The organism is Planomonospora algeriensis (assembly GCF_977012225.1).
In genome coordinates, this window is record NZ_CDRNDK010000060.1 from 1 (window position 1) to 22,089 (window position 22,089).

Sequence of the window (22,089 nt, forward strand, 5' to 3'; positions counted from 1 at the left end):
CTACGCGGCCGCGGCCGCCGTCGCGGCCCTGCTCGGCGGCGCCGCCTGGCTGGTGTACGGCCGCCGCCGCCGCTCGTAGCCTGAACGGCTCGTGCTTCGGATCCGGTTCAGGGCCGCTCGCCGCTACTGAAGCCATCCTGTCGGAAAGGAGCTCAGGGTCGCTCGCCGTGGCCCCGCCGGTCTTCCCCGCCGTACGCCTGATCCCCGGGCCCGCCGTACGGCCGGCCCGCACCGGGCACCGGGGACGGGAAGAGATCCTCCCGTGGGGAACCGTGGTCAGGACGGTGCGAGCGACCGCCCTCGGGGTGGAAACGAATGCGCGATCTCCGGTACCCGGTTCGGTCGGCCGTACGGCGGGTGCGTCTACGGAGATCAGGCTCGAACGGCCCGTACGACGAGCGGGTTACGGTGGCGGCCCTGAGCTCCTTCCCGACAGGGTGGCCGCAGGCGACGGCGAGCACCCCGGACAGCAGCGGGCCGATGGCTTCAGCGACGGCGGGCACGCCGGTCGTCCGGGAAAGGGCCGCATCCATACGGCCCGCACGCCGTACGGCGCGGCACGAGGAGCGCGGCGCGGGCCGGTGGTCCAGGCGGCGTATAAAGCACCGAACCCCGCGCGCCCGCCAGGCCGGAGGCCTGACCCCACCAGACGGTCACTGCGACGGCCGCCTGGACCACCGGCCCGCAGAGCGCGACCATGCCCGAAACGAAAAGCCCCAACCCAAGCCCGAACCCCACGAAAAGTCCCCGCCGAAGCCCGAGCCGTTCAGCCCTGGCTGGAAAGCCTGTCCCCGCCGGGCATGGGGGTCGGTTCGGGCGGCGGGCCGAGGGAGGCGGTGGCCGTCCAGGCCGCGGCGTACATCACCACCCGGGCGGAGAAGTTGATCCAGATCAGCAGGCCGACCATCACCGCGAACACCCCGTAGACCGGGTTGTTCAGGGTGAACGAGAGCAGGAACGCGGCGAGCTGCTTGAGCAGGCCGAAGGCGACCGCCCCCAGTAGCGCGCCGCGCAGCACCACCCGGAACGGCTGGGCGGAACGGCCCAGCCAGCCCAGCACGATCAGGAAGACCACGGTGTCGGCCGCCACGCTGACCGCCAGGCCCGCCAGCCAGATCGTGCCGGTCCCGGCGAACGACTCCGCCAGGCCCAGCCACCCGGCCACCATCCCGCTGGCCTGCGTGGCGACACCGCCGACCACGACCGAGAGGATCATCGTGAAGCCGACCAGGACCAGGGCCGCCAGGTCCCGGAGTTTGCCGGGCAGGAAGCCGAGCGGCGGCTCGGTGGTCATGGATATCTCGCGCAGCGCCCCGCGCAGGGCGTCGATCGCGCCGAGACCGGCGTAGAGCAGGCCCAGCAGGCCGACGATGCCCGCGCCGGTCCGGGCGTCGGCGATCTGGTCGATCGGGAGCTTGGCGGCCAGGCCGGGGAGGTACTCGTCGATGGCCTTGCGCAGCGTGTCCTCGGCGTTCGGCCGCTCCGACAGGAGGAAGCCCGCGACCGCGAAGGCCAGCGCGATGATCGGGAAGAAGGACAGGAAGGCGAAGTAGGTCACCGCGCCGGCCAGCCGGTCGCCCGACTGGATCTGGTAACGCTGCACCGTGCGGATCAGGTGGTCCAGCCAGGGCCACCTGATCCGGTCGGTCTTGATCTCGTGCCCGCCCCGCTCGCGCAGCGCGCTGATCCGCTCCCTCAGACCCGTCACGCCGCTTTTCCTACCCGGCGGGCGCGGGAGAACCGCTCAGGAGCGGGGGAACCGCTCAGGGAGCGGGGAGGAACCGCCGAGGAGCGGGGGAACCGCTCAGGGAGCGGGGAGGAACCCCGCCCGGTCGCGGACCTTCGCCATGGTCTCGGCGGCCACCGCGCGGCCGCGCGGCGCCGGCGGCGAGCATCCTGTCGAGCTCGTCGGTGTCGGCGAGCAGCTTCTCGGTGCGCTCCCGGATCGGCGTGAAGGTCTCCACGACGGCCTCGGCCACGTCCTTCTTGAAGGTGCCGTAGCCCTGCCCGGCGTAGCGGGCCTCCAGGTCGGGGATCGGCGTGGCGGTCAGCGCCGACAGGATGCGCAGCAGGTTGGCGATGCCCGGCTTGTTCTCCTCGTCGAAGGCGATCTCGGTGCCGGTGTCGGTGACGGCCCGCATGACCTTCTTGCGGAGCGGCCCCGGCTGCTCCAGCAGGTCCAGGATGCCCGCAGGAGAGGAGGACGACTTCGACATCTTGGCCGTCGGCTCCTGCAGGTCGGTGATCTTCTCGACGCCCTTGACGATGTACGGCTCGGGCAGCGTGAAGGTCTCGCCGAAGCGGTGGTTGAAGCGCTGCGCCAGGTCGCGGGTGAGCTCCAGGTGCTGCTTCTGGTCGGCGCGACCGGGACCTTGTTCGCCCCGTAGAGCAGGATGTCGGCCGCCTGCAGGATCGGGTAGGTGAACAGGCCGACCCCGGCCGAGCTCTCGCCGTACTTGGCGGACTTGTCCTTGAACTGGGTCATCCGCCCGGCCTCGCCCATGCCGGTGAGGCACATCAGGACCCAGGCCAGCTCGGTGTGCTCGCGCACGTGGCTCTGCACGAAGACCGTGGACCGCTCGGGGTCCAGGCCGACGGCGAAGAGCTGGGCCGCGGCGATCCTGGAGCGCCGCCGCAGCGCCTCGGGCTGGTAGTCCACCGTGATCGCGTGCAGGTCGACGACGCAGTAGAAGGCGTCGTAGCCCTCCTGCATCGTGACGTACTGCCGCACGGCACCCAGGTAGTTGCCCAGGTGGAAGGAGTCGGCGGTGGGCTGGATTCCGGACAGGACACGGGGACTGGCCATAGTCGCCAATTCTGTCAGGCGCCGGGAGTGCTCGGGGACTCCGACGCGGAAGCCGCGCCGGAATCCGCGGGCGCCGATCCGGAATCGGGGGGAAGATCCGGGTTGACCGGGCCTTCCTCGGGGCGGTGCTCGATCAGCACCCGCGCCACCCTGCGCCCGTCCATCTCCGTGACCGACAGTTCGAAGCCGGGGACCTCGACCCGCTCCCCCAGCGCGGGCAGGTGGCCGAGAGCCGCCATCACGAACCCGCCGAGGGTCTCGTAGGGCCCGTCGGGAAGCCGGATGCCGGTCTCGCCCGCCACCTCGTCGAGGTTCGCCAGCCCGTCGAGCTCGATCTGCCCGGCCGGCAGCACCGCCGGCTCGCCGGTGACGTCGTGCTCGTCGCGGATGTCGCCGATGAGCTCCTCGACCAGGTCCTCCAGCGTGACGATCCCCGCCGTGCCGCCGTACTCGTCCACCACGATCGCCAGGTGCTGCCCCTCGTCGCGCATCTCCGACAGCGTGTTCAGCACCCGTTTGCTGGCGGGCACCAGTTTGACCGGCCGGATCGGCACCAGCTCGCCGATCGGCTCGATCGACCCGGTCAGGACCGGGTCGAGCAGGTCCCTGATGTGCACGAACCCGATGACGTCGTCGTAGGAGTCCCGGTAGACGGGGAAGCGGGAGTGCGGCATGGCGGCGGCCAGGACGGCGGCCTCGGCGAGCCGGGTGTCGACGGACATGAACTCCACCTCCGTGCGGGGCAGCATCACCTCGCGGAGCTGCCGCTTGCCCGCCGCGAAGACCTCCGCGATCAGGCTGCGCTCGTCCTCGTCCAGCTCCTGGTGGCCGACCACCATGTCCCGCAGCTCCTCGGTGGACATCTCCTCCCGGTCCGCCTCGGGGTCGCCGCCGAGCAGCCTGACCACGCCGTCGGTGGACTTCGACAGCGCCCAGATGACCGGCCGCGAGAGCGCGGCCACCCGGTCCAGGAGCGGCGCCACCAGGAGGGAGAGCCCCTCGGCCCGCTGCCGGGCCAGCCTCTTGGGCGCCAGCTCGCCCAGCACCAGGGAGAAGTAGGAGATCACCAGGGTCACCAGCACCAGCGCGGCGGGGGCGGTGACGGCGGCCGGCACGCCCCAGCCGGTCAGCACGGGCACCAGGTCCTTGGCGAGGGTGTCGGCGCCGAACGCCGCCGACAGCATGGTCGCCACGGTGACGCCGATCTGCACGGCCGACAGGAAGCGGTTGGGATCGCGGGCGAGCTTCGCGGCCCTGGCCCCCCTGCGTCCCCGCGCGTCGAGCCTGCGCACCTGGCTCTCCCGGAGGGAGACCATGGCCATCTCCGCGCCCGCGAAGAACCCGCCGATCAGGACGAAGAGCAGGACCAGCGCGATGTTGGCCAGGACACTGTTCACGAGACCGTCTCCGTCATGGCCGCCGCCCGTTCCGGCCGTCGCCGATATTGGATGAGCCAGCATATGCTGGCGATAGGCTTACATAAATAAACATCTTCGAACACCATCAAACAGGAGGATCCGTGAAACTGCTGGTCACCGGGGGAGCCGGTTACATCGGGAGCGTCGTGGCGGCGCAGCTCACCGAGGCCGGCCACGAGGTCACCGTGCTCGACGACCTCTCCACCGGCCACGCCGACGCGGTGCCGCCCGGCGCGCGCTTCGTGCGGGGCTCCATCACCGACGCCGCCGCCGCGCTGGAGGGGATGGACGGCGTGCTGCACTTCGCCGCCAAGTCCCTGGTCGGCGAGTCCGTGGAGAAGCCGGGGCTCTACTGGGCGCACAACCTGGGCGGCACCCTGGCCCTGCTGGACGCCATGCGCACCGCCGGCGTCGGCCGCATCGTGTTCTCCTCCACCGCCGCCACGTACGGCGAGCCGGAGCGCTCCCCGATCGTGGAGACCGACCCGACCCGCCCGACCAACCCCTACGGTGCCTCCAAGCTCGCGGTCGACACCGCGCTCTCCGCCTTCGCCGGGATGTACGGCCTGGCCCCGGTCAGCCTGCGCTACTTCAACGTGGGCGGCGCGTACACCGCGGCCGACGGCCGGGTCTACCGCGAGCGCCACACCGTCGAGACCCACCTGATTCCCAATGTCCTCGCCGTGGCGCTGGGGCAGCGCGAGTCGGTCAACGTGTTCGGCACGGACTACCCGACCCCCGACGGGACATGCGTGCGCGACTACGTCCACGTGTCCGACCTGGCCCGCGCCCACCTGCTCGCGCTGGACGCCTGCGCGCCGGGCGAGCACAAGGTCTACAACCTGGGCAGCGGCAGCGGTTTCTCGGTCCAGGAGGTCGTGTCGGTCTGCCGCGAGGTGACCGGGCACCCGATCCCGGCGGTCGTCGGCGGGCGCCGCGCCGGGGACCCGGCCGTGCTGGTGGCCTCCTCCGAGAAGATCCAGCGGGAGCTCGGCTGGAAGCCGGAGCACCCGGAGCTGCGGGACATCGTCGCCGACGCCTGGGCGGCCCTGCCCCGCTGAACCCGCCCCGCTGAACCGGTCGTCCGGCGCCCCTTCCCCCGGGAGGGCGTCCCGGCTCCCCGGGGAGGGCTCCCTCAGCGTGTCCGCAGCCGGTCGGCGTTGTCGCGCAGGCGGAGATCACCCAGGCGCGCCGAGTAGACGGTCGCCTTGGCCGTCGCCGTACGGCCGTGCGGGCGCAGGACGAACCTGAGCCGCAGCCGCGCGCCGGGGCGGACGGCAGGGAGCGCACAGCCCGTGTAGCCCGCGCGTGAGCGGCAGCGTCCGCCGTCCGCCGAGAGGATGCGGGCCCGCCCGGACCGCAGGACGAGCAGCGCGTCCCGGACGGTGCCCGGCCCCCGGTTGCCGACCAGCGCGTCCACCGTGGCGGTCCGGCCCACGCGACCCCCGCCCGAGAGCCGGACCGACAGGTCGGCGCCCCGGCCCAGGGGGGTCACCGTGCGGACCGCGTTGTCGGTCTCGTCGTCGTCCACGACCTGGGAGGAGAGCGCGGCGGTGGCCCGCAGCGGGCCGCGTGCGCCCGGCCGGACCATCCCGGTGATCGTCACCTCGCCGCCGCCGCCCGCCGGCACGTCCCTGCGGGAGGCGCAGACCACCTCGCCCGCCGCCCGGCCGGGGCGGCACTCCGCGACGTCGACGTAGAGGATCCGCACCGCCTTCGGCCAGCCGGACGGTGAGCACGGGCAGCACCGCGTGCGCCCGGCCCCGAGTTGCGCACCCGCACCCGGTAGACCAGCCGCCGCCCCGGCCGCGCGCGCCGCGGCGACGCCTCCATCCGCACGGACAGGTACGCCCCGCCCCACGCGGTCCGGCCGGCCGCCGGAGCCGCCCCCGGATCCACGGCCCCCACCCGCGCCGTCCTCTTCTCCGCGGCCCTCACCTGCGCCGTCCCCGGATCCGCGGCCCGCGCCGTCGCCGCTCCCGGCACTCCCGCGAGGACCAGACCCATCACTCCGGCGACGACCCGCGCCGCACCATGCACCTTCAACACCGCTCCCCCGACGATCAGTGATCATTGAACGCGTTGATCATGATCTGCGGGCCGACCGACACGTCATGGCTCCGCCATCACCGGGGCATGTGACGCGAAAGAGCCCCAGACCAAGCGCACGGTCCGGGGCTCCTGCCGTGCGCCCGCGGCCCGGCCGGTCAGGCCGAGGGCGCGGGCGGCGTCACGACCCGATCAGCTCGGTGGCGCGGACGGCGTCACGCTCAGATCAGCTCGGGGTCGCGGGCGGCGTCACGCTCAGATCAGGCCGAGGGCGCGGACGGCGTCGCGCTCCTCCACCAGCTCGCGCACCGAGGCGTCGATGCGCTCGCGGGAGAAGGCGTCGATCTCCAGACCCTGGATGATCTCCCACTTGCCGCCGCGCGAGGCGACCGGGAAGGACGAGATGATGCCCTCGGGGACGCCGTACGAGCCGTCGGACGGGATCGCCGCGGAGGTCCACTCGGTGCCGTTGACCCAGTCGAAGACGTGGTCGATCGCGGCGTTGGCGGCGGAGGCCGCCGAGGACGCGCCCCGGGCCTCGATGATCGCGGCGCCGCGCTTGGCCACGGTCGGGATGAAGGTGTCGCGCAGCCAGGCCTCGTCCACCTGCTCGGCGGCGATCTTGCCGCCGACCTCGGCGTGGAACAGGTCGGGGTACTGGGTGGCGGAGTGGTTGCCCCAGATCGTCATCTTCTTGATCTCGGTGACCGGGACCTGGAGCTTGGCCGCGAGCTGGGAGAGCGCGCGGTTGTGGTCTAGGCGGGTCATCGCGGTGAAACGCTCGGCCGGGACGTCCGGCGCGTGCTTCTGCGCGATCAGGGCGTTGGTGTTGGCCGGGTTGCCGACGACGAGGACGCGGATGTCGTCGGCAGCGTTGTCGTTGATGGCCTTGCCCTGCGGGCCGAAGATGCCGCCGTTGGCCTCCAGGAGGTCGCCGCGCTCCATGCCGGCCTTGCGCGGCATGGCGCCGACCAGCAGCGCGACGTTCGCCCCGTTGAAGGCGACGTTCGGGTCGTCGGTGATCTCGATGCCGCTCAGCAGCGGGAACGCGCAGTCGTCGAGCTCCATCGCGGTGCCCTCGGCGGCCTTCACCGCCTGCGGGATCTCCAGCAGGCTCAGCTTGACCGGGACGTCAGCGCCCAGCAACTGGCCCGACGCGATGCGGAACAGCAGCGCGTAGCCGATCTGACCGGCGGCGCCGGTGACGGTGACCTTTACGGGAGTCTGGGCCATGACCTTCCCCCACTCGAAGGATGAATTCTGACGCTGGGGATGTTACTCCGCGGGCCGGGGCGGCCCTCCGGCGAGTGCCCCGATTCGCCCGCCGGGCAGTGCCAGCAGCGCCGCCAGGGCGAGTACGGCCCCGGCCACGGCGAGCCAGGGGACGACGGCGGCCGTCGCGGCGGCGTGCGCCGCCTCCGGCCCGTGCAGCGCGACCTCGTCCCGGACGACCCCGGTGTAGAGGCCGCCGGCCAGGGCCAGTGCGACGGAGCCGCCGATCTGCCGGAAGAAGGTCAGGTTCGCGCTCGCCGTACCGATGAGGCGCGGCGGGACCGCGAACTGGACCGCCACCGTGAGCCCGGACAGCATGGGCCCCATACCCAGGCCGAGCAGGGCCATCCAGCCGGCCAGCGCGAGGCCTGAGGTGGTGGTCGCCAGACCGGCGCAGAGCAGCCCGCCGACCGCGATCAGGAAAGGACCGGCGACCAGCCAGGGCTTGTACCGCCCGGTCTTGGAGATGAGCGCGCCGGTGACCATGCTGCCCGCCACCATCCCGAGCATGAGCGGGTAGATCCGCAGGCCCGACTCGGTGGCGCTGAGCCCGAGGGCCTCCTGGAAGTAGCGGGGCAGGAAGACCACTCCGGCGTAGAGGCAGAAGGCGGTGAGGAACGAGGCGGCGTTGGCCAGGGCGTAGGTGCGGTCGCGGAACAGCTCCAGCGGGATGATCGGCTCCGCGGCGCGCCGCTCGACCAGGACGAACAGCGCCAGCCCCGCGGCGGCCGCGGCGATCGGCCAGAGCACCGGGGCGTCGGTCCACGCCTGGTCGCCCCGGCCCTTCTCGGTGAGCCCGACGAGCAGCGCCCCGATCGCCCCGGTGAACACGGCGATGCCGAGGTAGTCGGGACGGGCGCCGCGGCCCTGCCCGGCCGTGTGCGGCAGCCGTGCCACGACGATCGCGAGCACGGCCAGGCCGATCGGCAGGTTGACCAGGAACGCCCAGCGCCAGCCCGCCGTGTCGGTGAACACCCCGCCGAGGAACGGCCCGGCGATGTAGCTCAGCGCCATCACCCCGCCGAGCGCGCCCTGCACCCGGCCGCTCCGGCCGGGTGGGAACAGGTCGGCGACCAGGGCCAGCGAGAGCGGGAGCAGCGCGCCGGCCCCGAGTCCCTGCAGGCCCCGGAAGGCGATGAGCTGGGTCATGTCCTGCGCCGCGCCGCACAGCGCCGAGCCGGCGAGGAACAGCCCCACACCGATGATCAGGAGCGGCTTGCGGCCGTAGACGTCGGAGAGCCTGCCGTACAGGGGGACGGTGATCGTGGAGGTCAGCAGGTAGGCCGTGACCACCCAGGTGTACAGGTCGGCGCCGCCCAGCTCCTGGACGATTCGGGGCAGCGCGGTGCCGACGATCGTCTGGTCGAGCATCGCCAGGAACATCCCGCCGAGCACGGCGAACAGCAGCAGCCCGCTGCCGGAGCGGGTCTCCGCGGGAGGAGTCGATATGTCAGTAGCCACGTGTAGATATTGATATGTCATTTTTGACATGTCAATTCGCGGCTAGGATGGAGGACATGTCCCTGCGCATGGCGCTTCTCGGCCTGCTGACGGCGTCAGGCCCGGCGAGCGGCTACGACCTCGCGAAACGCTTCGAGAACTCGATCAACTACGCCTGGCACGCCGGACACAGCCAGATCTATCCGGAGCTCGCCAAGATGGCCGCCGACGGCCTGGTGACGGTCGGTGAGGAGGGACCGCGCGGCCGGAAGACCTACACGGTCACCGAGGAGGGGTACCGGCTGCTGCACGGCTGGCTGGCGACGGAGAAGGACTTCCGGCCGGTCCGCGACGAGGGCGCGCTGCGCTCCTTCCTGCTGCCCCTGCTGGAGCCGGAGGAGTCCGTGGCGCTGCTCCGCAGGGAGGCGAGAGTCTACGGTGCCAGGCTGGCCGAACTGGAGGCCGTGGAGGCGTCCAAGCCGCGGGAACAGGGCTCCCACTTCGGGAGGTACGCCCTGGACCTGGGGATCCGCCAGCTGCGGATGATGCGGGACTGGGCCGAGGAGACCGCCGACCGGATCGAGCACGCCGCCCGGGGTTAGCCCCGGCCGCCTCCCGAGGCCGTGGCCGGGCCGGCCGGCGGCGGCCGCAGTCGGACCGGTCAGCAGATCGGACCGGTCAGCCGACCGGGCCGCCGGTCGGGCCGGTCAGCCGGTCGGGCCGGTCAGCCGCAGTCGGCCATCGCGGGCTGCGCGTCCTCCCGCGTCGGGAAGTCGACGCCCGGGAAGTGCTCGTCGAGCATCTCCTTGATCCTGCCCTTCTCGTAGAGCCCCGCGATCACCGCCCGGACGGCCCGGCAGGCGCGCTCGTCGCCCTTCTTCAGCGCGACGGCGTAGCGCTCGTCGGTGAGCTTCAGGCCGAGCACCCTCTTGGGAGTCGCCTCCCGCGCGGGGTCGGCGTACCCGGCCAGCACCAGGTCGTCGCCCGGGACCGCGTCGACCTCTCCGGCCAGCAGCTTGTTCATGCACTCGCTGTAGTTGCCTGCGGAGACCGGTCTGAGGCTGGGCACCGCGTCCCGCACCACGCCCACGGCGGAGCTCCCGGCCGGCGCGCACAGCCGCCGGTTCTCCAGCCCGGCCAGGGAGACGATCGGCGAGTCGTCCTTGACGAGCACGTCCACGTGGGCGAGGTAGTACGGCCCGGCGAACGTGACGTCGCCGTCCTCGTCGATCGGATAGGTCGCGATGACCAGGTCGACCTCTCCGCTCGCCAGCAGCCCCGGCCGGTCCTGCAGGCGGGTGGCCTGGAAGGTGACGCCGTCGGCGGGCACCCCCAGCTCCTTGGCGATCTCGGTGGCCAGGTCCACCTCGAAACCGGTCCACCTCCCGCCGCTCTGCAGCGCGATGCCGGGCAGGAAGTCCCGCATCCCGACGGTGAGCCGCTTCGTCACGGCCGCCCGGTCCACGAGCGAGTCGCCCTTCTCCGTACCGGGCTCGCCGGTCGGCTCGGCGCCGGGTCCGGAAGCGGTCCCGGTGAGGAACGACGGACGCCAGCCGGTGGCGTAGGCGGTCGCCGCTCCCCCGATCAGCAGCACGGCCACCACCAGGGCGATCCAGCGCGCCCGGCGCGGCCGTCCGGGGGCGCTCGAAGCCCTCGGCGCCTCCAGCGGGACGGGCCGGGTCGCCTGCCAACTCGGTGGCCCGCCGTCCGAAGGCGGCAGCTGATCGAACCGCCCGGCGCCGGAGGGACCGGACGGGTGGTACGGCCCCGCGGGGTGGGACGCGTACGGCGTCGCCGCGTCGGGGACGTACGGCGCTGACCCCTCGGACGCGTACGGCACCGGCTGGTCAGGGGCGTACGGCACCGGCTGATCGGAGGCGGACGGCTGCGTGGCGCGGTCCTGCCGGGCGGGCGGCGGCGGGACCGGCGAGGAATCGCGGACCCCGGTGGACGGATCCGGCGGAGCGAAGCGCGGATCACGGATCCCGGTGGACGGGCCGGTCGGCCGGGCGTGGGGATCGCGGGAGCCGCCCTCGGCCGCCGGAGACCGGAGGCCCGGGTCACGGACCCCGGTGGACGGATCCGGCGCGGCGAAGCGCGGATCACGGATCCCGGTGGACGGGACCGCGGGCGGCTGCGGGCGCGAACCGGGGACGCGCATGACGCTGGTGGCCTCACCGGCCTCCCCGTCCCCGTCCGAGGTCCCGGAGGAGCCCTCCGCCGGGTCGGGCCCCGCCGACCCGGTCCCACCCGCCGGGCGGCCCCCCGCCTCCCAGCCGGACCCCGTGGGGGCCGCCGCCGGGCTGGCGAGCCGTACGCCCTGGGTGAGCACCGCCGGGGAGACGTCGCCCGCCTCGGGATGACCGAGCAGGCGCAGCAGGATCTGGTCGGCCGAGGGCCGCGCCGCGGGATCCTTGGCCGTCGCCGCGCGGACCGTGCCGCGCAGCGGCTCCGGCATCATGCCGACGTCGATCTCCTGGGTGAGGATGCGGCTCAGCACGACGGCGATGGAGTCGCCGGCGAAGGCCGTCTCACCGCTCGCGGCGAACGCGATGGTCGCCCCCCAGGCGAACACGTCGGTGTACGGTCCGACGTCGTCCCCGGCGATCTGCTCCGGAGCCATGTAGGCGGGGGTCCCGACGGCCCGGCTGGTGATCGTCCCGGTGGAGTCGATGATGCGGGCGATGCCGAAGTCGACCACACGGGGACCGTCGGCGGCCATGAGCACGTTGTCGGGCTTGAGATCCCGGTGCACGATCGAGGCGTGGTGGATCGCGGTGAGCGCGGTGGCCGTGCCGACCGCGAGCCGCTGCAGCGGGGCGCCGCTGAGCGGGCCGTCGGCCTCCACGACCTGCCGCAGCGACCTGCCCTCGATGTACTCGCTGGCGATGTAGGGGGTGTCGCCCTCCAGGTCGACGGCGACGACGGCCGCCGTGCAGAACGAGGCGACCCGCTGCGCCGCCCGCGCCTCGCGCGCGAACCGCGACCTGGCGATCGCGTCGCCGGAGAACTTCACGTGCAGCAGTTTGATCGCCACCCGCTCCCCGGCGTCGTCCGTCCCCAGGTAGACGACCCCCTGACCGCCCTCCCCGATCCGCCCGACGACGCGGAACGGGCCGAGCTGGCGCGGCTCCCCCGCTCCCAGTGGCTCGATCTGCGGCATCTTCGTCCCTACGGTCTGGCCCGGCTCCGATGGGAAAAACTTTACGGCCCGACGGGGGCCCATCCCTCCGCGTTACCCCGACGTGACCTCACCGCGCCCGATTCCACCGCCCCGATCCGGGACCGGCTCCCGGATCGGGCGACACCGACGAGGACGCACGGACGGGGACGCACCGGTACTCTTCCAACCGGCCGACTATTGACAATCGTCCCGATTTGGCGCTCCGGCTACCTGGATCGCTACCGTTTGATCTCCCCAACCATGCGGAGTAAGGCCCAATGCGCCGATACATCGGTTTTCGCGACTTCGTCCAGCGCGATCAGCGTTCCCTCGTCGGCACCGGACTCCTGCTCACCGGCAGCCACGAGCAGGCCATCCGGCTGGCCCTGCGCGCCTATCGCACCGTGGGACTGGCCTGGCCCCCCACCCCGTGGGAGAACCCCGCCACGCACGCCCACACCGCGCTCTACCGCGCCTTCCTCCGCAGGCCGACCGCCGCCGGCGCCACCGCCCTGGTACGGCTCCCGCCTCGCCGCCGCCTCGTCGCCGTCGCCTGCCTCCACGACGGCAGGACGCCCGAGGAGATGGCCGACGTCCTCGGCCTGCCCGTGGAGACCGTGGAGTCGGAGCTCACCGAGGCGCTCGACGCCCTCACCAAGGGGGACCGCAAGCGCCTGGTCAACCGGTTCGCCACGCAGGCGGGCGAGGCCTCCGTCCCCGACCTGTCCGACCGGTCGCTGGCGGACCTGCGCCGCCGCGGCAGGCGCAGGGTCCTGCTGACGGCCGCCGTCCTCACCCTGCTGGTCGGGTTCATCGTCACGCTGACCCCGCAGGGCCAGGTGTGGACCACCGCGCTGGCGGCGGGCGACCGCGACTCCGGCGCCTCCGCCGCGGTCCCGCAGGCCGCCACCGCCTCCTCAGGGCCGTCCGCCCCCGGGTCCCCCTCCGCCTCGCCCTCCGCTGGAGGGCCCGCGCAGCCCGCCGTACCCGCCGCCTGGAAGGCGCCGCGCACGTCCTACGTGATCCGCTACGCGGTCCCCGGCGAGTGCCGGGGCACCCGCCCCGCGACACCCGCCCCGGGCGAGGTCCGCTGCTCGGGCTGGACCCTGGCGATGGCCTCCGCCCGCCCCTCGAAGGGCGATCCCGGCGCCTCGAAGGCCGCTTGCGAGCCGAGGCCCTGCAAGGCCACGCTCCACGTCCCCGACGCGGTCCAGGACCTGGGGTACGGCGACGGCGGCCGCGAGCTCCGCCCGGCCGTCAGCCGGGACGGCCGCCGCCTCGCCTACCTCAGCGCGGCGGAGCTCCGGTACGTCGCCCACGACCTGCCGAGCGGGACGAAGCGCTACCTGTCCCCCGCGCTCACCCCGGCCGACCTCAAGAGCACCTCCGTCGCCGTCTCCCCGGACGGCCGCCACTTCACCGTGCGCCTGGCCGACCGGCGGCTCCGGACCGACTTCGCCACCGGTTCGACGGCGCCCGTGCCCGCCGGGGAGACGACGCCCGTGGAGAGGTCCGCCGACTGGCTCGACGAGCAGCACCCCGGCTGGACGGGTTCCCCCGGCGGCAAGTACGCCGCGGCCGCCGTCTCCGGAGAGCCCGGCAACGACAGCCTCCACATCGTGGACGCCGCCTCCCGGCGGACCGTCAAGCGCCTGCCGCTGCCCGCCCTCGGCGAGCCCGTCTCGGCCGAGGCCGTGCACTGGCTGAGCGCCCGCGAGGTCGTCGTCGAGCTGACCGGCCGGACCAGCCGGGACATCCTGGGGTTCTACCGGGTCGACGTGCGCAGCGGCCGGATGCACCGCCTGGCCGGGCTCCCCGCCGACGACCGGATCGCCATCGGCGCGGCCGCGGACCGCTGACCCGCCGACGCGGAGCGGACGGCGCGGACTACCCGAGGTCGCAGACGGACGTGACCGGTCCTCTGATCCACGGCGATGTGTCCTCGGCGAAGGGCACGCCCGCCTCCGCCGTCCCCCACCACCGATCCACCCGGACCCGCAGATCGATCGTCTCGGAGGCCGTCCCGCAGTCGGTGACGGCGTAGGCGAGCGTCAGCGGCAGCGTCTCCCCCGGCTCGATCACCTGGGGGAGGTGCACACCGGCGGAACGCAGCGTCAACCCCGGACTCGACCCCGACACGGCCGTGACCGTGACCGGCAGGTACCCGTCGTTGACCACGACCCTCTCCTCCTTGACGAGCAGCAGTTCAGGCCGTCCGAGGCCGTCCTTCCGCATCTCCCCCTGGGCGTTCCCCCTCCCGAGAGCCGAGAGCCGGGGCGCCAGCGCACCCGAGTTCCAGGCGAGCAGGCCCGCGACGACCAGGACCAGGCCCACACAGCCCGCGACCGCGAACCGGCGCCGGTCGCGCGGGGTGAGCGCCCCCGCCTTCGAGTCCCACTGTGCCAGGACATGATTGGAAATCACCGCAGTCCCCTTACCCGCCGGTAATTGATCATGTTAGATTTCCGGCTCGGACGGAAGGGGGACCGTGCTCTCGATCGCGCTCGTGCTCGCCCCGATCGCCCTGGCCGTCGTTCCGCCGCTCATGGATCAGGTCGAGCCGAAGCAGATCGAGCGGTTCGCCCTCCGTCAGCGCCTCGTGCTCACCCCGTCCAACGGCGACCGCGTCCTGACCTACATCCGGGTCACCCGCCGCTGGCGCTCGCTCGGCCTGGTCTTCGGGCTGCTCGTCGTCCTCGCCGGGTTCACCGCCGAGTCGATCGTGCTCCGTCCGCTCCCGGTCTTCCTCGGCTGGTTCGCCGGCGTCCTGGTGGCGGAGGTACGGCTGGCACGGGCCAGGCCGTCCGGGCGCGGGGACCTCGGCCTGCGGCTCGTCCCTCCGGTGCTGACCCTGTTGTGGGCCGCGAGCGCGGTGACCGCGGGAGCGCTGGCCGTCTACGGGGCGGTCGCCCGGTCGCTGACACCCGGCACCTCCGTGACACCCGGCACGTCCCTGGCGCCCGGCACGGACGCCGCCGCCCTGCTGTGGATCACGGCCACGGCCGCCGTGGTGACGGCCGTACCGGTCCTGCTCCGAGGACTGCGGATCCGGCCGCTGCCCGATGAGCCGGCCGACCAGGTGGCGACGGAGATCGCCGCCCGCTCCCGGTCCGCGCACGCGCTGGCGGCCGGAGGGGCGGTCGCCGCGCTGTGGTGCGGCTTCCGGAGCATCCCGTCGGACCCGCCGAACACGCTCGGGGCGCTCCTCCTCGTCGTGAGCCTGGTGGTGCCGTTCGTCGCCCTGGCCATGGGCACCCATTCGTGGCGGCCCGTCCCGCGCACGCACCGGAAGCACCGGTGGGCGGCTCCCGCGACCGCCCTCGCGGCGGTCGCCACGGCCGTCGCGCTGGGCGCCGTGCTCGCCTGGTCCGTCCCGCCCCCGCGCTCTCCCGACGCCGTCACCTGGAGCGCTCCCCAGGGCAGGGAGGAGACCTCGTCCCTGCCGATCGCCCACGCGGCGCTGCCGGAGTGCGGAACCCGCCTGACCTTCCGGAAGTGCACGGCGTGGGAGCTGTTCTCGGTAGACGAGGGGCCCGACGACCCGGGCAGCTCGATCATGGCCCTGCAGGCCGCGACGTTCGCCGGCAAGCAGGGCCCGCTGCCGCACCCCGCGCCGTTCGCGCTCAGCGGCGACGGCTTCCATGCCGTCTACCTGCACGCCCGGACCCGGCGGATGGTCCACCACGACCTGCGCACCGGAGCCCGCCACGACCTCACCGGGCCGCTGGCCGACACCGAGCTCCCGGTCCCGGTACTCTCGCACGACGGCCGCCACGCCGCCCTCACCACCGCCGGGCCCGGGACGGGGACGACCCGTCTGGTGAGCACCGACGGCGGCCGGGGCGTGGAGGTGCCCGGGATCGCCCGGGTGCTCGGCGTCGGCCCGCGAGGATTCACGGCGGTCACCCTGCCTGAGGGCGACAGGACCGAGCTGGTCACCGTCGACCAGAGCGGCGCCGTGCGTACGAGGGCGCCCTTCGACCCGGCTCCGGCCGCCGGGCTCTTCCCCGACGGGCGCCGCGTGCTGGTCCTCACCGAGCGCGGCGAGGCGGTGACGGTGGACCCTGCCACCGGGAAGTCCCTGCGCCGGGTGAAGATCCGGGCCAGGCTCCTCGATGGCGGCGACGCCCCGGAGCTGCTGGGCTGGGACGCGCACGGCCGCTTCCTGGCCAGGCTCGACCTCGACGACGACGGCGACGAACTTCGATTGGTCGATCCCACCACCGGGAAGACCTCCGAGGCCCGGGGCATCGGCCTGGTCGAGAGCCACCGGAGCCCCGTCATCGGCAAGGTCCACCCCTGGTGACGGCCCCCTGGGGTCCGTGGCGCCGGAACCGCTGGGCGGTCGCCGTCCTGGCCGTCCTCGGCCTGGTGATCGGCCTGGCCCTGGCCTTCCGCCCGGACTCCGGGCCGATCGACCCCCGCCCGCTGACCGGCCCCTGGAGGCCTCCGCCGCTCCCGGTGACCGTCGGCTACGCCTGGTGGGACCAGTGCCCATACGGTTCCGGCCCGGCGCACGCCCCTCGCTGCTCCGGCTGGCAGCTGGCCGTACGGTCCGGAGAGCCCGTCGCGGGTGCGAGCCCGGTCGGGGGGAGCGAGGGGTTGCAGCGGATCGAGGTACCCGACGCCGTCTCGTACCTGTCCGACGAGGCCGGGCCGAACAGGGTCCGGGCTCCGTTCCAGGTGAGCTCCGACGGCCGCCGGGTCGCCTACCTCAGCGCGACCGGAGGGCACTTCGTCGCCCATGATCTCGCGAGCGGCCGGAGGATCGAGCTCGATCCGGGGCTGCTGGGTGGCCTGTCCGCACAGGACCGCCTCGACCTGCGCGTCTCCGAGGACGGCCGGTTCTTCTCCGCGGCCCGTCTGGGCGGAGAACCGGAGGTCTACCTCACCGACTTCGAGACCGGGCTGGTCAGCCGGCTGGAAGGCGTCTGCGAGATCCTCAGCCTGGGCCGTGACGCCCGCGAGATCGTCGGCGTCCCCTGCCGCGGCGGGGAGACGAGTCCTTCCGAAGGGGAGGACCGGCCGTGGGCGGTCTTCGGCCGGGACGGCGCGCGCCTTCGCGGTGTACCCGGCGAGGCCTGCCACACCGGCGTGCACTCCGACGTCACCCGGGGTCACGCCCTCGTCTCGGCGGACGGCGAGCACGCGGCCGGCCTCTACTGGAAGGCGTTCCACGCCTACGGCACGGATTTCCCGGACCTGGGCGACGTCCTCACCGTCAGGAGCGTGCGGTCGGGCCGGATCCTGCGGATCGTCCGGCTGCCCGCTTCCCCGGTTCCCTGGAGCCACCAGGGCATGGCCGGTGACCGGGCGGTGCTGCGGGACGGCGAGAACGGCGTCCACCTGGTGAATCTCGTCACCGGCGGAATCCACCAGGTGCTGGATGCACTTCCGGACTCCTCGATGGCGATCGTCTTCGGCACCCCGGCGACCAGGCCCGTGGCTTCGCCGCCCGCGCCGTCTGGCGGCCCGCCCGCCGTCTCTCCGCCCCCGGGCGTGCTCTCCGGGTGCACCGGTGACCCCTGCAAGCGCTGGCACCTGGCGACGGACGCCGTGCCGGTCCTGTCCTCGCCGGAGACCCTGCCCGTGCCCGGCCTGTTCGCGGTCGGCCGCGACGGCCGCCACCTGGCCTACGGACGTACGGAGGACCTGCGACTGGTCGTCCACGACCTGAAGACCGGGAGGGCGCTCCCCGCCTCGGACCCGCTCGACCCCGATGCCGGCTTCTCGGACCGGCTCGCGCTCTTCTTCACCCCGGACGGCCGTCGTCTGGCGTTCCAGCCGGCGGAGGGCCGGCCGGTCCAGCTCACCGACATCCGGACGGGGCGGCGGTCGCGGTTCCGGGTCGGTCCCGGTGACGGCCTCATCGGCTGGACGCCGACCGGGCCGGTGGTCCACCGGGTCACGGCCGATGAGGACGGGCCTTACGAGAGCGAGCTGCGCTTCCTCAGCCCCGCCGGGAAGCACCTGCGGACCGTCCGCACGGACGACTGGCCCGGCAGTCCACCCTCCGGCGTCTCCCCCGACGGGCGCAGGGTGGTCACTCCGAGCGGCGAGGAGACGCCGCTGATCATCGACGTCGCGACCGGGCGCGAGGTCCGGCCCGACATCACCCGGTACGGCGGCCGGCGCCACTGGGTCTTCCAGGGCTGGGTCACCTCGGACGAGATCCTGGTCAGGACCGAGGGGACCGCGACGCGGGAGTACGGCGTGCTGACCCTCTCCACCGGCGAGCTGGAGATCCTCCGGTGAGCACACCGGATCCGGGCGAACGGGCTGGACGGGGGCGAAGGGGCGGGGAAAGCGGGAGAGGGCCGCCCGGCGGGCGGCCCTCTCCTGTTGCTGCCGGGGGGCGGTCAGGCCGCCCCTCCCCTGATCCGGAAGGCGGTCAGGCCATCTTCCGCTTCAGGTTCTCGTCCAGGGCCGCCAGGAAGTCCTGGGTGGTCAGCCACTGGGCGTCGCCGCCGACGAGCAGGGCGAGGTCCTTGGTCATCTGGCCGCCCTCGACGGTCTCGATGCAGACCTGCTCCAGCTTCTCGGCGAAGTCGGTCACCGCGGGGGTGTTGTCGAGCTTGCCGCGGTGGGCCAGGCCCCGGGTCCACGCGAAGATCGAGGCGATCGGGTTGGTGGAGGTCGGGTTGCCCTTCTGGTGCTCACGGTAGTGACGGGTCACGGTGCCGTGGGCGGCCTCGGCCTCGACGGTGCGGCCGTCGGGCGACATCAGGACCGAGGTCATCAGGCCGAGCGAGCCGAAGCCCTGCGCGACGGTGTCGGACTGCACGTCGCCGTCGTAGTTCTTGCAGGCCCAGACGTAGCCGCCCTCCCACTTCATCGCCGCGGCGACCATGTCGTCGATCAGGCGGTGCTCGTAGGAGATGCCGGCGGCCTCGAAGTCCTTCTTGAACTCGGTCTCGAACACCTCGGCGAAGATGTCCTTGAAGCGCCCGTCGTAGGCCTTCATGATCGTGTTCTTCGTCGACAGGTAGACCGGGTAGTTGCGGGCCAGGCCGTACCGCATCGAGGCGCGGGCGAAGTCGCGGATCGACTCGTCCAGGTTGTACATCGCCATGGCGACGCCGGCGCCCGGGAAGTCGAAGACGTTGAGCTCGATCGGCTCCGAGCCGTCCTTCGGGGTGAAGGTCAGCGTCAGCGAGCCCTCACCGGGGATCTTGACGTCGGTGGCGCGGTACTGGTCGCCGAAGGCGTGACGGCCGATGACGATCGGCTTGGTCCAGCCCGGCACCAGCCGCGGCACGTTGGACATGATGATCGGCTCACGGAAGACCACGCCGCCGAGGATGTTGCGGATGGTCCCGTTCGGGGACTTCCACATCTTCTTGAGGCCGAACTCCTCGACCCGCGCCTCGTCCGGGGTGATGGTGGCGCACTTGACGCCGACGCCGTACTGCTTGATGGCGTTGGCGGAGTCGATCGTCACCTGGTCGTCCGTGGCGTCGCGGTGCTCGATGCCGAGGTCGTAGTACTTCAGGTCGACGTCGAGGTAGGGGAGGATCAGCTGTTCCTTGATGAACTGCCAGATGATCCTCGTCATCTCGTCGCCGTCAAGCTCGACGACGGGGTTCTCTACCTTGATCTTGGGCATGCGTGTGGTTCCCCTTCTGAACTAACACGGGCCAGACAGTCCTTTTGAGGCTCACTGGCCGTTGAGGCTATCGGACGGGTGCGGGCGGCCTGAGGGCCACCCGGTCATCCGACGACTTATGCAGGTGTGACTTCTACAAGGGCACGTAGTCCTTGAACTCCAGGATGAGGGCGCCGGCCATGAGCGCGACGCCGAGAAGCCCGAGCGTCACGACGTCCGTCGCCTTCTTCCGTACGGCCAGCCGCCCGCCGGCCCCGGCCATCCTGGCGAGCGCGCCCAGGGTGATGACGGCGCCCAGCGCGAATCCGCCCCAGTAGACGTGCACCAGGACGGCGCATGCCACGGCGACGACCGCACCCGCCAGCACCAGCGGGTACGGTCCCCAGCGATCCTCTGTCGTCCGCGCGTTCACCGCTCGCCGATCGGCTTCCACTTCTGGTCCCGCTCGCCGATGTACTCGCTGTCCGGGCGGATCAGCCGGTTGTCGGCGTGCTGCTCGATGACGTGTGCGGTCCATCCTGACATGCGGCTGACCGAGAAGACCGGAGTGAACAGGTCGGTCGGGATGCCGAGGTAGTGGTAGACCGTCGCGGCGTAGAAGTCGACGTTCGGATAGAGGCCCTTCGTCTCGAAGACGACCTCCTCCATCTCCTTGGACATCCGGTAGTACGTGTCGTCCCCGGATGCCTCGGCGAGCTCCCGCGACATCTTGCGCAGGTGCGTGGCGCGCGGGTCCTCGGTCTTGTAGACGCGGTGCCCGAAGCCCATGATCTTCTCGCCGGCCGCGAGCCTGTCGCGTACGGCCTGCGCCACGCCGCCCGGGTCGAGCGACTCCAGGGTGCGCATGACCTGCTCGTTGGCGCCGCCGTGCAGCGGGCCCTTGAGCGTGCCGATCGCGGCGACGACGGCCGAGTGCATGTCCGACAGGGTCGCGGCGCAGACGCGGGCGGCGAACGTCGAGGCGTTCATCGTGTGGTCGGCGTGCAGGACGAGGCAGGCGTCGAAGATCTCGACGGCGCGGGCGTCGGCGGCGCGGCCGGTGATCTGCAGCAGGAAGTTCGCCGCGACGCTGAGCGCCGGGTCCGGGTCCGGGATCGACGCGCCGGTCCTGGCCGCGTGGTAGCGGGCCACCAGGAGCGGCTGCTGCGCGGTCAGCCGGGCGGCCTTGCGCCGGTTGGCCTCCGGGCTGTTGGAATCCTTGTCCGGATCGTCCGCCCCGGCGAGCGAGACCAGCGTGCGCAGCGCCTCCATGGGCGCCTGCTTCGATGCGATCTCCGTGACGTTGGCTTCGACGAGGGCGCCGAGCGTGCGCCCCTGGACCAGCTCCGCGCTGTAGGCGGCCAGCTGCTCCCGCGTGGGGAGCGTGCCGCACTGCAGCAGGTGGGCGGTCTCTTCGAAGGTGGTACGGCCGGCCAGATCGTGGATGTCGTATCCGCGATAGAAGAGGCGACCGGCCTGACCGTCGATGTCACTGAGCGCTGTGGACGCGGCTACGACATCGGCGAGGCCTTTGGTGGGCTTGTCCGCCATGAGTGTTTCCTCCGCTTATCTTCCTCGGAAGTCTACCCGTGAGCAGGGGAAACCTTTTCAAGAGGTCCAGACCAATTTCACGAAGGATTCTGCTTCTGGCAAAGGAGATTCCGCATCCCCTCGTTTGGGTAAGCCGGAGCTGTAGTAACAGTTACGGCGGGCTACCTGGGGAGGAACTGCCGTGGAGGGGCCGTTCATACGCATCGAGGACACCGGTGAGGTGGTCCCGTTGCGCCCCGAGATCACGACGGTCGGGCGAGGCCGGGGAGTCGACATCCGGCTCACCGATCCGAGCGTGTCCCGGCTGCACGCGGAATTCGTCCGGCGCGGACCCTACCTGTACGTCGTTGACCTGGGCCTGTCCCGCAACGGCACGCGGGTGAACGGCAGGCCGATCGCCCGGAGGGTCCTCGACGACGGCGACGTCGTCTCCTTCGGCGCCGCGCGGGGCCGGATCGGCGGGGTCCCGCGCGAGGACTTCGTCCCCGAGGTCGAGCTCCGCCGCGCGGCGGCGCCGGAGCTGACCAGGCGGGAGGTGGACGTGCTGACGTCGCTGTGCCGTCCGGCGCTCTCGGACGAGGCGTTCGTCGCCCCGGCCACGGCACGGGAGATCGCGGACGATCTGGTGGTGACGGAGGCGGCGGTCAAGCAGCACCTCCTCCGCCTTTACCAGAAATTCCGCATCCCGGAGGGCACCAACCGGCGCACCAGGCTGGCCAACGAGGTCGTGGCCCTGGGGCTGGTCCGGCCCACCCCGGTCGTGCCGCCGCAGCGGGCGACCGGCGGCGGCGCCGAGCCCTCACCG

General features: G+C 72.6%; 17 protein-coding genes and 1 pseudogene. 6 read left to right on the forward strand and 12 right to left on the reverse strand.

Annotation, left to right across the window (positions count from 1 at the left end):
• Window positions 1–766: 766 nt before the first annotated feature.
• The 4 genes and pseudogenes from ACWJ6R_RS09605 to ACWJ6R_RS09620 form a co-directional block, all read right to left on the reverse strand.
• Entirely contained in the window at window positions 767–1,708 is a 942-nt protein-coding gene (locus ACWJ6R_RS09605) for a YihY/virulence factor BrkB family protein (RefSeq protein ID WP_449061866.1), read from the reverse strand.
• A 55-nt stretch (window positions 1,709–1,763) separates the two neighbouring features.
• Entirely contained in the window at window positions 1,764–2,516 is a 753-nt protein-coding gene (locus ACWJ6R_RS09610; RefSeq protein ID WP_449061867.1) for a hypothetical protein, read from the reverse strand.
• A pseudogene (locus tag ACWJ6R_RS09615) lies at window positions 2,423–2,806 on the reverse strand (tryptophan--tRNA ligase); the annotation flags it as partial. The gene ACWJ6R_RS09610 and the pseudogene ACWJ6R_RS09615, both read right to left, overlap by 94 nt.
• 14 nt (window positions 2,807–2,820) lie before the next feature.
• Window positions 2,821–4,203, reverse strand: coding sequence for a hemolysin family protein (locus ACWJ6R_RS09620; RefSeq protein ID WP_449061868.1), 1,383 nt, complete (start codon window positions 4,201–4,203; stop codon window positions 2,821–2,823).
• A gap of 122 nt (window positions 4,204–4,325) precedes the next feature.
• Between ACWJ6R_RS09620 and galE the strand changes: the two genes are divergently transcribed.
• Window positions 4,326–5,285 carry a UDP-glucose 4-epimerase GalE gene (galE, locus tag ACWJ6R_RS09625; protein ID WP_449061869.1) on the forward strand — a complete coding sequence of 320 codons (960 nt, stop codon included), beginning with the start codon at window positions 4,326–4,328 and terminating at the stop codon, window positions 5,283–5,285.
• Window positions 5,286–5,359: 74 nt separating this feature from the next.
• Here galE and ACWJ6R_RS09630 read toward each other — a convergent pair whose 3' ends face one another.
• From ACWJ6R_RS09630 to ACWJ6R_RS09640, 3 genes are all read right to left on the reverse strand, one after another.
• Entirely contained in the window at window positions 5,360–5,935 is a 576-nt protein-coding gene (locus tag ACWJ6R_RS09630) for a hypothetical protein (protein WP_449061870.1), read from the reverse strand.
• 593 nt (window positions 5,936–6,528) lie between these two features.
• The gene (locus tag ACWJ6R_RS09635; RefSeq protein ID WP_449061871.1) at window positions 6,529–7,506 is read right to left on the reverse strand and encodes a malate dehydrogenase; all 978 of its coding nucleotides are present in this window, start codon (window positions 7,504–7,506) and stop codon (window positions 6,529–6,531) included.
• Between the two features lie 42 nt (window positions 7,507–7,548).
• Window positions 7,549–9,006, reverse strand: coding sequence for an MDR family MFS transporter (locus tag ACWJ6R_RS09640; protein WP_449061872.1), 1,458 nt, complete (start codon window positions 9,004–9,006; stop codon window positions 7,549–7,551).
• A gap of 56 nt (window positions 9,007–9,062) precedes the next feature.
• On the opposite strand from ACWJ6R_RS09640, the gene ACWJ6R_RS09645 reads away from it, so the two are divergent.
• Complete coding sequence (locus ACWJ6R_RS09645; protein WP_449061873.1) at window positions 9,063–9,587, forward strand: PadR family transcriptional regulator; 525 nt, start codon at window positions 9,063–9,065, stop codon at window positions 9,585–9,587.
• 122 nt (window positions 9,588–9,709) lie between these two features.
• Here ACWJ6R_RS09645 and ACWJ6R_RS09650 read toward each other — a convergent pair whose 3' ends face one another.
• Complete coding sequence (locus ACWJ6R_RS09650) at window positions 9,710–12,148, reverse strand: protein kinase domain-containing protein (protein WP_449061874.1); 2,439 nt, start codon at window positions 12,146–12,148, stop codon at window positions 9,710–9,712.
• 278 nt (window positions 12,149–12,426) lie between these two features.
• On the opposite strand from ACWJ6R_RS09650, the gene ACWJ6R_RS09655 reads away from it, so the two are divergent.
• Window positions 12,427–14,007 (forward strand): hypothetical protein, encoded by a 1,581-nt coding sequence (locus ACWJ6R_RS09655; RefSeq protein ID WP_449061875.1) that lies wholly within the window; start codon window positions 12,427–12,429, stop codon window positions 14,005–14,007.
• Between the two features lie 28 nt (window positions 14,008–14,035).
• Here ACWJ6R_RS09655 and ACWJ6R_RS09660 read toward each other — a convergent pair whose 3' ends face one another.
• The gene (locus ACWJ6R_RS09660) at window positions 14,036–14,572 is read right to left on the reverse strand and encodes a hypothetical protein (protein ID WP_449061876.1); all 537 of its coding nucleotides are present in this window, start codon (window positions 14,570–14,572) and stop codon (window positions 14,036–14,038) included.
• A 64-nt stretch (window positions 14,573–14,636) separates the two neighbouring features.
• On the opposite strand from ACWJ6R_RS09660, the gene ACWJ6R_RS09665 reads away from it, so the two are divergent.
• Both ACWJ6R_RS09665 and ACWJ6R_RS09670 read left to right on the forward strand, forming a co-directional pair.
• The gene (locus tag ACWJ6R_RS09665; protein WP_449061877.1) at window positions 14,637–16,454 is read left to right on the forward strand and encodes a hypothetical protein; all 1,818 of its coding nucleotides are present in this window, start codon (window positions 14,637–14,639) and stop codon (window positions 16,452–16,454) included.
• A complete protein-coding gene (locus ACWJ6R_RS09670) occupies window positions 16,451–18,403 on the forward strand; it encodes a WD40 repeat domain-containing protein (RefSeq protein ID WP_449061878.1) in 1,953 nt (650 codons plus the stop codon). The genes ACWJ6R_RS09665 and ACWJ6R_RS09670 overlap by 4 nt, the downstream gene beginning before the upstream one ends.
• 136 nt (window positions 18,404–18,539) lie before the next feature.
• Here ACWJ6R_RS09670 and ACWJ6R_RS09675 read toward each other — a convergent pair whose 3' ends face one another.
• The 3 genes from ACWJ6R_RS09675 to ACWJ6R_RS09685 form a co-directional block, all read right to left on the reverse strand.
• Entirely contained in the window at window positions 18,540–19,754 is a 1,215-nt protein-coding gene (locus ACWJ6R_RS09675; protein WP_449061879.1) for an NADP-dependent isocitrate dehydrogenase, read from the reverse strand.
• 133 nt (window positions 19,755–19,887) lie between these two features.
• The gene (locus ACWJ6R_RS09680; protein WP_449061880.1) at window positions 19,888–20,166 is read right to left on the reverse strand and encodes a DUF3017 domain-containing protein; all 279 of its coding nucleotides are present in this window, start codon (window positions 20,164–20,166) and stop codon (window positions 19,888–19,890) included.
• Window positions 20,163–21,284, reverse strand: coding sequence for a citrate/2-methylcitrate synthase (locus ACWJ6R_RS09685; RefSeq protein WP_449061881.1), 1,122 nt, complete (start codon window positions 21,282–21,284; stop codon window positions 20,163–20,165). Before ACWJ6R_RS09685 ends, ACWJ6R_RS09680 begins: the two co-directional genes overlap by 4 nt.
• Window positions 21,285–21,465: 181 nt before the next feature.
• Between ACWJ6R_RS09685 and ACWJ6R_RS09690 the strand changes: the two genes are divergently transcribed.
• A partial coding sequence (locus ACWJ6R_RS09690) for an FHA domain-containing protein (protein WP_449061882.1) occupies window positions 21,466–22,089 on the forward strand: 624 nt, incomplete at its 3' end.